Origin of the sequence: Neisseria sp. P0008.S004 (assembly GCF_051962755.1) — a bacterium.
Classification (GTDB): Bacteria; Pseudomonadota; Gammaproteobacteria; order Burkholderiales; family Neisseriaceae; genus Neisseria; species Neisseria subflava_A.
In genome coordinates, this window is sequence record NZ_JBQCUZ010000007.1 from 84,454 (window position 1) to 98,340 (window position 13,887).

The following is a 13,887-nucleotide window of genomic DNA, read 5'->3' on the forward strand; positions in this document are numbered from 1 at the left end:
AGAAAGTTTTCAGACGGCATTTTTATCATCAATGCAAAACAACACACTATCTCTGTTATGATAATGCCTCGCTAATATTATTCCGTTCCAACCATGTCTTCCGCCCTTCCTTTTGACGCGCTCACACTTTCCATCGACGGTACCAACCTCATCGAAGCTTCTGCCGGTACGGGTAAAACCTACGGCATTGCCGCGCTTTTTACCCGACTGATTGTTTTAGAAAAAAAAGACATCGAGAAAATTCTGGTCGTTACCTTTACCAAAGCGGCGACGGCAGAACTGAAAACCCGTTTGCGCGCGCGTTTGGACGAAGTGTTGCAGGTTTTGAACGAAATCCAAACCTTGGGCGGCGAGCCGGAACATATTTCAGACGGCCTGAACAAATATTACGAAAAAGAGAAAAAATCCCCCGATGACTTTCTCAATCGCTTGATTCCTTTGGCTTTAGGCGAGCAAGACGGACAGGAAAGCTGCCATCGCCTGACTCTCCGCCTCAAAGCCGCGCTGAGCCAGTTTGACAACGCATCGATTTACACCATCCACGGCTTCTGTCAGCGCGTCTTGCGCGATTACGCGTTTTTGTGCGGCGCACCTTTGGATGTCGAGCTGTCGGACGACTCGCGCGAGAGGCTGCTGATTCCTGCGCAAGACTTTTGGCGGCAAAAAGTGGCAACCGATGCCACATTGGCACAATTGGTTTTTGATCGGAAATGCACGCCTGAAGAAATGCTTGCCGAAATCAAAAGCTATACCGGCCGCCCCTATCTGAAATTCAGACGGCCCGAAGGCGATTTGAAAGAAGCCCAAGCTAACCTTCAAGAAACATGGCAAAAAGTTTGCAGCCAGTTGGAAGACTTGGAAAAAGCGTTTTGGGTAATCTTGCCCAAACTTAACGGCCAGATCTACAGAAGAAATACCTTTGAAAATGTTTTTACCGATTTAAAAACAAACTCCGAATCCAACCGTCTGCCCCGCCTAAGCAAACAAACACTAGGAAAACTAAACCATTTCAGTGTCGATACACTCAACAGCAAACTGAAAAAAGAATATAAAGCCGATGCCGATGCGCCGGAAATTATTCAGCTGCAAGCCTTGGCCAATCTCGGTCGTGATTTGCAGGCAATGGAAAGCGCAGAAGAAGCAGTCTTCATCTGCCTGCAACTCGACCTACTTTCCTACATCAACCAATCCATTGCCGAACAAAAAAAATCACGCCGCGAGCGCGTGTTTGACGATTTGCTGCTGGACGTCCATCAAGCATTGACCACCAATGAACATGGCAATGCGTTGGCAAAAGCGGCGGCGGCAAACTGGGAAATCGCGCTGATTGACGAATTCCAAGATACCGACCCGCTGCAATACGAAATTTTCCGCCAAATCTTTATTGAGCAAGGCTGCCCGCTGTTTCTCGTTGGCGACCCCAAACAGGCGATTTACAGCTTTCGCGGTGCGGACATTTACGCCTATCTGCAAGCCGCGCAAGATGCGGACAGGCATTACACCCTCGCTGTCAACTACCGCAGCCATGCCAAGCTGATCAACGGCATCAGCGCCTTGTTCAAACAAAAAAAACACCCCTTTGTATTGGAAAACATCGATTACAGCGATGTCTCCGCCAGCCGCGCCGAAAGCCGGCTATCGCCACACTGCCCCGCCATCCAAGTACGCTGGCTCAATACGGACGATCAGACCAACAAAGAGATTTTGCATGGCCGTGCCGCCGAATATTGCGCCGATGAAATTGCCTTTGCGCTCAATGAAGCAGCCGAAGGCCGTCTGAATTTCAAAGGCCGCGCGCTGGAATCCGGCGATATTGCCGTCTTGGTGCGCTTCAACGACGAAGCAGCGATGATTGCCGGTAAACTGAAACAGCGCCGTATCCAAAGCGTGTTGCTGTCGCGCCAGTCCGTTTTCGATTCCGCCGAGGCAGACTCGCTGTCCGCGCTGATCGGCTTTTGGCTCAACCCAAGGCAAACCGACTGGCTGCGCTTTGTCTTGACCGGCGTTTTGTTCGGCTATACCGCCAAAGAGATTTACGAACTCAACCACAACGAACACCAGCTGCTGAAATGGCTGGAGTCGTCTGCCCAAGCCATGGAAAAATGGCGGAAAGGCGGCATTTTTGCCGCCGTGCAGCAGTTTGCCGCCCTACATGACATCGAAACACGCCTGCTCAAAGGCGGCAACGAGCGTAGCCTGACCAACTACTATCAAATTCTGGAGCTTTTGGCCGAAGAAGACAGCCAAAGCCGCAACCCTGCCGCCCTGCATAAATGGCTGAACGAACAAATCAGCCGTGCGCGCAGCGGCCATTTCCCATCAGACGCGCAAACCATCCGTCTTGAAAGCGACGAAAAACTGGTCAAAATCGTTACCATGCACGCGTCGAAAGGTTTGCAATATCCTTTGGTTTACTGCCCCTTCGCATGGGATACCAAAGACAATTCCAAAGAAAACTGGAAAATCCTGCATACTGACAACCACGAAACCGAGCTGCTGGCCAAATCGCAAACCTCAGAAGCAGAACTAAGCCACCTTGCCGACGAAAAGACGGCCGAAGATTTACGCCTACTTTATGTCGCCCTTACCCGCGCCGAAGAACAGCTCAATATCTACGCCGCCGCCAACAAAAACTGTACGCCAAACAATCCTTTTGCCTATCTGCTCGAAGGTTTGCCGGATGCCGGCCGCGAAAGCGTCAGCCAAAGCTATAAAAGCGCGACAGACGTTGTGGAAATGCTCAAAACCAACTGGCAACGCTTTATCACAAACACGCCTGAAAATACGGAGTTTGCATTCACGGAAGAAGCCCCGCCGGAAACCGTCTACCAATACAGCCGCCAGCAAGACCAAGCTTTTAGCGCACATAGCATCAAACGCCGCGATTTTGACTTTATCCGCCACACCAGCTTTACCGGTTTGAGCCGGCATACCAAGTCAACCGACGAACAACACGAGCCTTTGCAACCTGCCATCGATCCGGCAGAAAGCGCAGACCGTGCCATGCCGTCTGAAAACCTGCCGCCCCCACTTTCAGACGGCCTCGATATCCACCATTTCCCCCACGGCACCAATGCCGGCGTATGTTTGCATGAAATGCTGGAAAAACTCGACTTCGCCGCCTCTGCCGAGAGCCAATCCGAAATGATTGCCGAAGTTTTGCAACGCCACAGCTTTGAAGACAAATGGCTGCCGACGGTAATCACCATGCTCGATACCTGCCGCCTTACGCCTTTAATCAACGAGAGCCTGTCGCAGATTCCGCCGACCCGACGCCTGCCCGAAATGGGGTTTACCCTGTACATGGACGATTTCAAACTGGACGACTTGCGCCGTTGGTTTGCCTCAAGCGAAGCAAACCTGCCGCCCGAATGCGTTCAAGCCGCGCAACTGCTTGACTTCCATGATTTACAAGGCTATTTGAACGGCTTTATTGATATGGTTTGCCAAGATTCAGACGGCAATGTCGTTTTAATCGACTACAAATCCAACCATTTGGGCAACGATGCAAGCGCCTACACGCAACAGGCGATGAACGAAGCCGTGGCACATCATCACTACTATCTGCAAGCCCTGATCTACGCCGTTGCCACCGCACGCTACTATGCCCTGCGCGGCAAGCCGTTGCCCAAAATCGCCATCCGCTACCTCTTCCTGCGCGGCATGGACGGCTCGGATCGCGGCATTTGGAAATGGGACATCGATACCGCCCTGCTTTCCACTTTCGTTGAACGAAAAACAAATTCTTGATAAATCATTTTGTTAAGCCGTCAAAAAGGCCGTCTGAAACATTTTCAGACGGCCTTTGATTATTTGTGCAAACCGCATTCCTTACTGTCTTTGCTTTCCCACCACCATCGCCCGGCGCGGATATTCTCACCCAACTTGACCGGACGCGTGCAGGGTTCGCACCCAATGCTGGGATAGCCTTGATGATACAGCGCATTAAGCGGAACTCGGTGCTCGTGTGCATATGCCCAAACATCCTGCTCTTCCCAATCGAAAATAGGATTGAATTTGGCGATGTTGCGGCCCGTATCCAGCTCTTCAAAATTCAATTCGCTGCGCGTTTCGGACTGGCTGCGGCGTTGTCCGGTCAGCCATGCGGGGGCGTTGTGTAAAGCGCGGTTGAGTGGTTCGATTTTACGGATATGGCAGCAACGGCGGCGCAACTCGACGCTGTCGTACATGGCGGTTGTACCAAACTCCGCTTCAAATTCCGCAGCGGTTTGTCGGTTGGGATAAAATACTTCCAATTCGGTTTGATAACGCGCATTGGTTTCGGCAATCAGCGCGGCGGTCTCGGGATTGAGTTTGCCCGTATTGAGCGTAATGATGCGGATGGGCAGTTTCAGACGGCACACGGCATCGGTAATGACCATATCTTCAACCGCAAGGCTGGATGCGAACACGGCTTGCGGATAGCGCGCGGCAATGTCTTGCAAACGGCGCTCCAAAGTGGCCGCCAACTCAGGCAGGCGGCGGCGTTCGTCATCGCTGATTTCGGGGATTTTCCAGAATTGAGGACGGAATAAAGACATGGCTGGTTGTTCCTAATAATTTTCAGACGGCCTGTTAAAACGGCTGTCGATATGGTTATGGAACGATATTGTCCTGCGCCCTATCTTCAAACGGAAAGAATGCTTTTCTATTTCTTTATAACCAAAGCGTCTGCTGCTGGTTTTTCGGCAGCAAATGGCTCACGCCGATACCGATCAGGCGGAAGGCGTCTTCGCGTTGCGGCGGTATGCGCTGCAGCAAAGTATGTGCCGCCTGAAGCAGCGAGGCGCTGTCGGGAAGGACGGAAGAATACGTCAGCGAACGCGTGATAATGCGGAAATCGTAGGTTTTGAGCTTGAGGGTAACGCCTTTGGCTTCGACGTTTTTGCATTCGATTTGCCTCCAGAGGTCTTCGGCAAGGTGCGGCAAATGGCTTGAAGCCTGCGCCAAAGATAAATCTTCGGGCAAAGTGATTTCGGTTGAGATTTGCAGGCGTTCGCGTTCGGCTTTGACCGGCCGCTCGTCGATACCGCGTGCTAAATCGTAAAGACGGTAGCCGTAGCGGCCGAAATGGTTTAAAAGTTCGCCGCGCTCAAAACGGCGCAAATCGCCGGCGGTCTGCATACCGAGGGCATTCATCTTTTTCAGCGTGACTTTGCCGACACCGGGAATCTTACCCAACGACAGGCTCTCCAAAAACGCCATGATTTTTTGCGGCGGCAGCACAAACTGCCCGTTTGGCTTGCGCCAGTCGGAAGCGATTTTGGCCAAAAACTTATTGGGCGCGATGCCTGCGGAGGCCGTCAAACCGGTTTCTTCAAAAATTTCGGCACGAATGCGTTTGGCCACATCGCTGGCGTACGGGATATTTTCAAAATTTCGGGTAACATCCAAATAGGCTTCATCCAAAGACAAAGGCTCGATCAAATCGGTATAACGCTGAAACACGGCATGAATCTGAGCCGATACCTGGCGGTACAAATCGAAATGCGGCGGCACAAACACCGCCTGCGGACACAGCCTTTTCGCCGTTGCCACCGACATGGCCGAGTGCAAGCCGAATTTGCGCGCCTCATAAGAAGCGGCACAAATAACCGACCGCGTGCCGTCCCACGCCACAACGATGGGCAGCCCTTTCAGGTGCGGCTGCTCGCGCAGTTCTACCGAAGCGTAGAATGCGTCCATATCGATATGGATGATTTTGCGTTGAGACATGGGAAAAGATGGATAAGAAAAAGGCTTATTGTAACAAAAGGCCGTCTGAAGTTTCAGACGGCCTCTATATTCAAGCCTTATTTTTTACTGGAAAGCTGGTCAAACAATCCGCCGTCGGCAAAGAATTTTTTCATGATTTCTTCCCACGGGCCAAATTTCTCATTCGGATTAAACGTCTCAATCTCAGGGAAATCGGCTTTGTGTTTCGCCAATACTTCGGCATTGCGCGGACGCAGGTAAAGATTGGCGGCCAACTCTTGGGCCGGTTCGCTCCAGAGGTTTTGCAGATAGGCTTCGGCAGCGGCGCGTGTGCCTTTTTTATCGACTACGCTGTCCACGACAGCAACCGGCGCTTCGGAAAGAATGGTGTAGCTTGGGTAGACAATTTCAAATTGGTCTTGGGTCAGCTTTTTGCTGACGTAGTTAGCCTCATTTTCAAAGGTAACCAAGACATCGCCGATATTGCGTTGGCTGAAGGTCGTCGTTGCCGCACGGCCGCCGTTTTCAAACACAGGCGTGTTTTTCAGCAATGCGGCCACAAAATCTTTGGTTTTGCCTTCATCGCCGTTATTCACTTTCAAACCATAACCGTACGCACCCAAAAAGGCGTAGCGGCCGTTGCCGGTGGTTTTCGGGTTGGCCAAAACGATTTGCACGCCGTCTTTGGCCAAATCGCCCCAGTCTTGGATGTGTTTCGGATTGCCTTTGCGTACCAAGAAAACGACGTTGCTGGTATAAGGCACGGCATTATCCGGCAGGCGCGTGTTCCAATCGGCTTTGACCAAACCTTTTTTCACCAAAAGCTCAATATCGGAAGTCTGGTTCATGGTCACCACATCGGCAGCCAAACCGTTGGCCACGGCCAAAGCCTGCTTGCTAGAGCCGCCGTGCGACTGTTGGACTTCAACCGATTGTCCGCCGTTTTTTGCGGCAAACTCTTTGACAAATAAAGGATTGTATTCTTTATAAAAATCGCGGGCGACATCGTAGGAGACATTCAGCAATTTGACTTCGCCCCCTTTACCCCCGGCAGCTTGAGAAGCATTGTCGGCGGATTGTTCGGCTTTTGGCGAGCACGCGCTCAAAGCCAGCGCGGCGGTCAATGCGGCAAAAGAAAGCGTACGGATATTCATGGTCGGCTCCTGTTGAAAATATGGGAGCACTTTATCGGGATCGGAGGCAAACGGGAAATAATGTTTGCTTTCGCGTTTATCAGTTTTGGTTATATACAATCCGGGCTGAAGTCGGGAAAAAATGCCCACTCAGATAAACATCATAATAAATTGTATATAAATTAATTAGATAAAGATTAAAGCAACTATTTACACAGGATAAACATACGTTGCAAACTGCATTACCTAATACGTCAGGTCGTCTAAAACCTAATATAAATAATTATTTATAATTAAAAAATATAGTTCTTATTATTTACAAAAAATGCAAATAAGAGTAATGTTTCTACTCGCCAAAATACAAGGCCTTTCATTCAACAACAAAATGGAGTGTAGAAACTATGAAACAATGGATGCTTTTGGGATTGCTGGGATTGGGTGCAGTGGCGCAGGCGCACGATGTTTGGGTGGCCGCACCGACACATCAGCCTGCCGGCCAAATCCTGCATGCGGATTTGGGTTACAGCCATGACTTCCCAAATGTCGAAAAAATCGCCGACGACCGCATACATATTTTCAAACCGCTACAATTGACCGGCAGCTCAAAGAAAACCGTTGATTTGGTAAATAAAGGCGAAAACTATCAATACGTTTCCAGAGCTGCTTTGCCTGAAGGTTCCTACTGGGTCAGCGCAACCTACAAACCTACTTTCTGGTCGAAAAACCAAGATGGCTGGAAACAGCAAACCTTAAAACAACTGGCCGGTGCCACCTATTGCGAACAGGCACAAATGTTCGGCAAAAGCTTTGTCCAAGTGGGCAACGGCGCAGTTGATGAAACGGTATTGACCCGCCCTATCGGCCAAGAGCTGGAACTGGTTCCGCTGCAAAATCCGAACGAAGTCAAAGCTGGCGGCATTTTGCCGGTCAAAGTCCTGTACAAAGGCGAGCCTTTGGTTAAAGCCACCGTTACCGCCAGCTCGGACACTTTGGCGGAAATGGACTTGGAATCGACCCATGACCACCGCGAACCTCAAGGCTTCTCCGGCAAAACCGATAAAAACGGCGTGGTCAATGTGATTACGCTGATTGACGGTTTGTGGAAAATCAAAGTCGTGAACGAGACCGATTACGGCGATAAAAGCGTATGTCAGAAAGACAATACTTACGCAACGCTGATTGTGCCTGTTGGTACCAAACGCGCAGCCGCACGCCATGCCCACCATCATCATTAACAACCATTAAAAAAGGCCGTCTGAACTTTCAGACGGCCTTAATTTATTCCCATTCATAACCCAAATTTCTAAAAAAACGGGAGTATGTTTCCAATTTATCCTCATTCAATTGGGCAAACCGGACACGGTTGCAGCCGGTCAAGACCACATTGCCCATCCAATGCGCCCCAAAGACGCGCTCTAAAGGGACATTCCTCATTTGATTGATAAACGGTACTTCTGAAGAGAATTGCGTAGCAATATCCGGAGGCGCGAATTTCAGACCCAAGTCCTGCAATCTATAACGGTGTTGCGCCGTCAAAAACATATCTTCGTGGTGCAGCCGTATCAGCCATTCCATATCGGCAATTTTTTCGTCTTTCGGCGGCAAAGGCGGTCGGATTTCTACATTTAAGCCCAGTTGTCGTGGCATAGCTAAAAGCCGTCTGCTGCGCAGGCTGAAACCGCCATTCTGCGGCTCGTCCAAATTTGGAGAAGTCTGAATCAGATGTTGTTTGGCCAAATATTGGTCGGTTCCCTTCAGGAAAAACTGCCCGTCGGCTTCGGTTTCCAACAAAATCGGCAAAGGTGCGCCGATATAGTCATATTCCCGATAGGCATCCTGCCAGTTTTGACCGTTCAACACCCAGCCGTCATTTTGAACGATCAAACAATAATCAGTATCGATGTAATACATCAGTTGGTACAAAACAAACAGATTATATTCGAGATAACCGAATGGCCGGCAAGGCTGATGTCGGATATTTTCCGGCAAACCTTGCGGACAGCTCGGGCTGATCAGCAATCCACGGCTTCCAGGCAATTCGGCACAGCTGCGGATAATTGCATACATCGTGCCCTCGGTATAAGAATCTGCACCGGTAATACCAACCACGGTAATGTCAGCAAAACTCATTATATGTTTCTCCTGTTTCAGACGGCCTTTGAGTTATTTACGACACCTTGTTGCAAATTTCTTTCAAGCGATACAAGGCATCCAAGGCTTCGCGCGGCGTGAGGTTGTCGGGCTGAATTTGCGCCAAAGCTTCAGCCAATTCATTGGCCTGCAAATTATCAACAGGTTCAATTTCTTGTGTTTTCCCTTCCTCATCTGCCCTATTTTCAGACGGCATTGCGCTGAAAATGTCCAACTGCGGACGGTTGGCGGCGGCTTGGTTTTCCAAATCGTTTAAATGCTTTTGAGCCGATTTCAAAGCGCGGTTGGGCAGGCCTGCGAGTTTGGCAACGGCAATACCGTAGCTTTTGCTGGCGGGGCCGGGCTCGATGTGGTGGAGGAAGACGATGTCTTGTCCTTGTTCGAGTGCGGAGAGGTGCATGTTGACTGCTGTTGCGTGGGCTTCGGGTAGTTTGGTCAGCTCGAAATAGTGGGTGGCGAAGAGGCTGAAGGATTTGTTTTTTTGCAGCAGGTGTTCGGCGATGGCGTGCGCGAGGGCGAGGCCGTCGAAGGTGGAGGTGCCGCGTCCGACTTCGTCCATGAGGACGAGGGATTGTTCGGTGGCGTGGTGGAGGATGTAGGCGGTTTCGCTCATTTCGACCATGAAGGTGGAGCGGTTGGAGGCGAGGTCGTCGGATGCGCCGATGCGGGTGAAAATTTGGTCGATGGGGCCGATTTGGGCGGCATCGGCGGGGACGAAGCTGCCGGTGTGCGCCATAAGGACAATATGGGCGACTTGGCGCATATAGGTGGATTTGCCGCCCATGTTGGGGCCGGTCAGGAGCATGAGGCGGTGTTTGTGGTCGAGGCGTGTGTGGTTGGCGGTGAAGTGGCGCACTTGTTGCTCGACGACAGGATGGCGGCCGTTTTCAATATGGATGACCGGATAGTCGGCGAACTCGGGACAGACGAAGCCGCGTTCTGCCGCAATGGTGGCAAACGTAGAAAGTACGTCGAGGGCAGCCGCGGCTTTGGCTGCTTTTTGAAGCTGCGGCAAGGCCGTCTGAACTTCTTTCAGCAGGGCTTCAAACAGGCGTTTTTCCAGTGCCAATGCCTGCTCTTGCGCGGTCAGGACTTTGTCTTCGAAGGTTTTCAGTTCGGGGGTGATGAAGCGTTCGGCGTTTTTCAGGGTCTGGCGGCGTTGGTAGTCGGCAGGCGCTTGTTCGGCTTGAACTTTGGATAGCTCGATGTAGAAGCCGTGGACGCGGTTGAACTCGACTTTGAGGGTAGAAAGGCCGGTGCGTTCGCGTTCGCGCGCTTCGAGCTCGAGCAGGAATTCGTCGCCGTGGTTTTGGATGTGGCGCAGTTCGTCCAGTTCTGCGCAATAGCCTTGGTTGATGACGCCGCCGTCTTTGAGCCAGACGGCGGGTTCTGGCATCACGGCGGCTTTGAGGGTTTCGGCGACGGGCAGGGTTTCGGGGAAAACGGCTTTGAGGGTTTCTAAGAGACTGCTGCCCTCGGCGGACAATTCGATTTCGGACAGGGCAAATAGGCTGTCGCGCAGGGCGGCGAGGTCGCGTGGGCGGGCGTTGCCGACGGCGATGCGGGCGGCGATGCGTTCGATGTCCGCAATGTTTTTCAGACGGCCTTGCAGGTTTTCGTATTGCGAACCCAGCGCGGCAACGGCTTCTTGGCGGGCGCGGATGTGGGCGCGACTGCGCAAGGGATGGTGCAGCCAGAGTGCCAAGAGGCGGCTGCCCATGTGGGTGGCGCAGCCGTCGAGTATGGAAAACAGGGTCGGCGATTTTTTTCCGGAGAGGGTTTGCGTGATTTCAAGATTGCGGCGCGTGGCGGCGTCCATGCCGATATATTGGCTGTCGGTTTCGAGCGAAATGCCGTCTAAGTGTTGCGGCATCAGGTTTTGCGTCAGGCGGATGTAGTTCAGCAGCGCGCCCGCCGCGCCGACGGCGGCTTCGTGTTCCTTGCCGTCCAAACCGAAGCCGTACAGGTCTTGGCAGCCGAAGTATTCGGTCAATAATTTCGCGCCCGCGTCGGCGGCAAACTGCCATGAGTTCAGGCGCGTGATGTTGGCGGAGGTTGCCTGAAAACCGTCAGGCAGACTTTTACCTTCAGGCAACAGGATTTCCGCCGCCTGCAAACGCGCCAGCTCGTCGGCGAGTTTGTCCGCCGTCGTCAGCTTGGTTTTGAATTCGCCGCTTTGCAAAGAAGCCCACGCAATAGCAACGTGTTTTTTATCCGTGTTCACCGCCACAATGCGGTTGGTTTCCTTGTCTTCCAAAAACGCCGCGTCGGTCAGCGTGCCGGGCGTTACGATGCGCACGACTTTGCGCTCCACCGGTCCTTTACTTGCGCCGACTTCGCCCACCTGCTCGCATACCGCCACGCTTTTTCCCATCTTAACCAGTCGCGCAAGATACTGCTCCGCCGCATGAAACGGCACACCCGCCATCTTAATCGGCACGCCGTCCATCTGCCCGCGCGTGGTCAGGGTAATGTCCAACAGCTTTGCCGCCTCCACTGCGTCATCCAAAAACAACTCGTAAAAGTCGCCCATACGGTAAAACACCAGCTTGTCGGCGTGTTGCGATTTGATGGCGAGATACTGCTGCATCATCGGGGAAACGGTGGGTTTGGACATGGAAAAGCCTTAGAAACGCAAAAGCGTTATTGTAACAAAAGGCCGTCTGAAAAACAGGTTTCAGACGGCCTTTAACAGTAGCTTGGTTTTAAGCCAAATCCACTTCCAAATTATCAATCAGGCGCGTGGTACCCAAACGGGCGGCGGCAAGCACCACCAATTCTTTATCGCCAACATGAGCCACTGCCAAGCTGTGTGCGTGGCGGATTTCAACGTAATCAACCACCCAGCCGGCATCGGTCAAACGGCGGATACATTCGGCTTCAAGCTGGGCGTAATCTAGATTGCCGTTTTTCAGGGCAGCGGCAATGTTTTGCAACTCTTGATAGAGGCGCGGCGCTTCTGCACGATCTGCTTCGCTCAAATATTGGTTGCGGCTGGAAAGTGCCAGGCCGTCTGAAGCGCGGCCGGTGTCGACCGGGACGATTTCGATATTGAAATTCAAGTCTTCGACAAAGCCTTTGATAATCGCCAGCTGCTGATAGTCTTTTTTGCCGAAACAGGCGGTATCGGGTTGAACAATGTTGAACAACTTAGTCACAACGGTCGCAACGCCGCGGAAATGTCCCGGGCGGAATTTGCCGCACAATTCATTTTGCAGGTGCGGAGGCTCGACATTGAAACGCTGTTCCACATTCGGATACAGCTCTTTTTCATCAGGCGCAAACACAACGGCAACGCCCTCGCCTGCCAATTTGTCGGCATCTTGCTGCAAAGTGCGCGGATATTTGTCGAAATCTTCGCCTTGTCCGAATTGCAGGCGGTTGACAAAAATACTGACCACAACGTTATCGGCACGTTTTTTTGCTTCGCGCACCAGCGCAAGATGGCCTTCGTGCAGATTGCCCATGGTCGGTACAAATGCCACTTTTCCGGCAGTTTTGCGCCACTCGCGCAATTCTTTAATCGTATGAATGATTTGCATGGTTTGAAAAATCCTTTATCTTTTCCGCCGTTTCATCAACGGAAATCACGCGCCGATTATACGCTTTTATTCATCAAAAAGGCCGTCTGAAATAAGTTTCAGACGGCCTGGTTTTTATTTTATCCGGCAAACGTATGTTCGACAGATGGGAACGTTTTTGCTTTGACTTCGTCCACATAGGCTTTGACCGCAGCTTGAACGCTGTCTTTGCCCTGCATAAAGTTTTTCACGAATTTAGCGGTTTTGCCGGGGAAAATGCCGAGCATATCGTGCATCACCAAAACCTGACCGTCGCAATCCACGCCTGCGCCAATACCGATGGTTGGGCAAGAAACTGTCTCGGTCACTTTTTTCGCCAATTCCGCAGGCACGCATTCCATCAATACGATTGCCGCTCCTGCCGCATCATGCGCTTTGGCGTCGTTGAGCAACGCTTCTGCTTTGTCGCCGCGGCCTTGAACTTTATAGCCGCCGAATGCAAACACGGATTGCGGGGTCAGGCCGATGTGGGCGCAAACAGGGATACCGCGCATTTGCAGAAATTCAGTGGTCTCCGCCATCCAGACACCGCCTTCGAGCTTGACCATATGCGCACCGGCCGCCATCAACTCTGCCGCCGCCGCAAATGCCTGCTCTTTGCTCTGCTGATATGCGCCAAACGGCAAGTCGCTGACAATCATGGCATTTTTAGTACCGCGAGCCACGCATTCAGTGTGGTAGCACATATCCTGCAAGCTCACCGGCAAAGTGGACTGACGACCTTGCACCGCCATACCCAAAGAATCGCCGACCAGCAACACATCCACGCCGGCATTGTCCATCAGCGCGGCAAAGCTGGATTCATAAGCGGTCAGCATGGCGATTTTTTCGCCCTCTGCTTTCATTTTTTGCAAAGTGTTTACGGTAATCATGGTGTTTTGTGTGTTCCGCCCGACGGGCAGCCCTTTGTTGTAATGGAAACGCGGTATTATAAGGTCTGCTTTTAAAATATCAAAGCATAAGCAAAAAGCCCGACTGCTTTCACAATCGGGCTTTTAATTGGTGCCGGCACCAAGAGTCGAACTCGGGACCCCCTGATTACAAGTCAGGTGCTCTACCAACTGAGCTATACCGGCTTACTGAAATGCCTTGCAGCACCATCAGTCTTTAACTGGTGCCGGCACCAAGAGTCGAACTCGGGACCCCCTGATTACAAGTCAGGTGCTCTACCAACTGAGCTATACCGGCAAGGAAGTCGGCATTATGCCGATAAGTTCCCATCTTGGCAAGCATTTTAAAACAAAGTTACTCACGAAATTATAAAAACCAATGATTTTAAAGAAAATTAAATACATGCCTTATCTTGCCATCCAACACGCTCAAAGGCC

The 13,887-nt window shown here is 51.7% G+C and carries 9 protein-coding genes and 2 tRNA genes; 2 read left to right on the plus strand and 9 right to left on the minus strand.

What is annotated here, in order from left to right:
* The first annotated feature begins 93 nt into the window (after positions 1 to 93).
* Positions 94 to 3,750: an exodeoxyribonuclease V subunit beta gene (gene recB / locus ACTHSW_RS08655; RefSeq protein WP_070459936.1), complete on the plus strand. Its 3,657-nt coding sequence runs from the start codon at positions 94 to 96 to the stop codon at positions 3,748 to 3,750.
* A gap of 59 nt (positions 3,751 to 3,809) precedes the next feature.
* On the opposite strand, the gene ACTHSW_RS08660 is transcribed toward recB, so the two are convergent.
* The 3 genes from ACTHSW_RS08660 to ACTHSW_RS08670 all read right to left on the minus strand — a co-directional run bounded on the left by ACTHSW_RS08660 (position 3,810) and on the right by ACTHSW_RS08670 (position 6,842).
* On the minus strand, positions 3,810 to 4,541 hold the full coding sequence (locus ACTHSW_RS08660) for a phosphoadenylyl-sulfate reductase (protein ID WP_070459933.1): 732 nt from the start codon (positions 4,539 to 4,541) through the stop codon (positions 3,810 to 3,812).
* A gap of 115 nt (positions 4,542 to 4,656) precedes the next feature.
* Positions 4,657 to 5,715, minus strand: a complete 1,059-nt coding sequence (dinB, locus tag ACTHSW_RS08665; RefSeq protein ID WP_070459930.1) for a DNA polymerase IV — start codon at positions 5,713 to 5,715, stop codon at positions 4,657 to 4,659.
* A 77-nt stretch (positions 5,716 to 5,792) separates the two neighbouring features.
* Positions 5,793 to 6,842: a sulfate ABC transporter substrate-binding protein gene (locus ACTHSW_RS08670; protein WP_199901837.1), complete on the minus strand. Its 1,050-nt coding sequence runs from the start codon at positions 6,840 to 6,842 to the stop codon at positions 5,793 to 5,795.
* A gap of 386 nt (positions 6,843 to 7,228) precedes the next feature.
* Here ACTHSW_RS08670 and ACTHSW_RS08675 point away from each other — a divergent pair, with 386 nt between their 5' ends.
* Positions 7,229 to 8,062: a DUF4198 domain-containing protein gene (locus ACTHSW_RS08675; RefSeq protein WP_070459923.1), complete on the plus strand. Its 834-nt coding sequence runs from the start codon at positions 7,229 to 7,231 to the stop codon at positions 8,060 to 8,062.
* 43 nt (positions 8,063 to 8,105) lie between these two features.
* Here ACTHSW_RS08675 and ACTHSW_RS08680 read toward each other — a convergent pair whose 3' ends face one another.
* From ACTHSW_RS08680 to ACTHSW_RS08705, 6 genes are all read right to left on the minus strand, one after another.
* Positions 8,106 to 8,957 (minus strand): DUF5672 family protein, encoded by an 852-nt coding sequence (locus tag ACTHSW_RS08680; RefSeq protein ID WP_070459920.1) that lies wholly within the window; start codon positions 8,955 to 8,957, stop codon positions 8,106 to 8,108.
* Positions 8,958 to 8,994: 37 nt separating this feature from the next.
* A complete protein-coding gene (gene mutS, locus ACTHSW_RS08685; protein ID WP_107769316.1) occupies positions 8,995 to 11,595 on the minus strand; it encodes a DNA mismatch repair protein MutS in 2,601 nt (866 codons plus the stop codon).
* Between the two features lie 88 nt (positions 11,596 to 11,683).
* Complete coding sequence (gene panC / locus ACTHSW_RS08690) at positions 11,684 to 12,520, minus strand: pantoate--beta-alanine ligase (protein WP_070459914.1); 837 nt, start codon at positions 12,518 to 12,520, stop codon at positions 11,684 to 11,686.
* Positions 12,521 to 12,639: 119 nt separating this feature from the next.
* The gene (gene panB / locus ACTHSW_RS08695; RefSeq protein ID WP_049333454.1) at positions 12,640 to 13,431 is read right to left on the minus strand and encodes a 3-methyl-2-oxobutanoate hydroxymethyltransferase; all 792 of its coding nucleotides are present in this window, start codon (positions 13,429 to 13,431) and stop codon (positions 12,640 to 12,642) included.
* A gap of 128 nt (positions 13,432 to 13,559) precedes the next feature.
* A tRNA-Thr gene (locus ACTHSW_RS08700) sits at positions 13,560 to 13,635 on the minus strand.
* A 36-nt stretch (positions 13,636 to 13,671) separates the two neighbouring features.
* A tRNA-Thr gene (locus ACTHSW_RS08705) sits at positions 13,672 to 13,747 on the minus strand.
* Between the last annotated feature and the right edge of the window lie 140 nt (positions 13,748 to 13,887).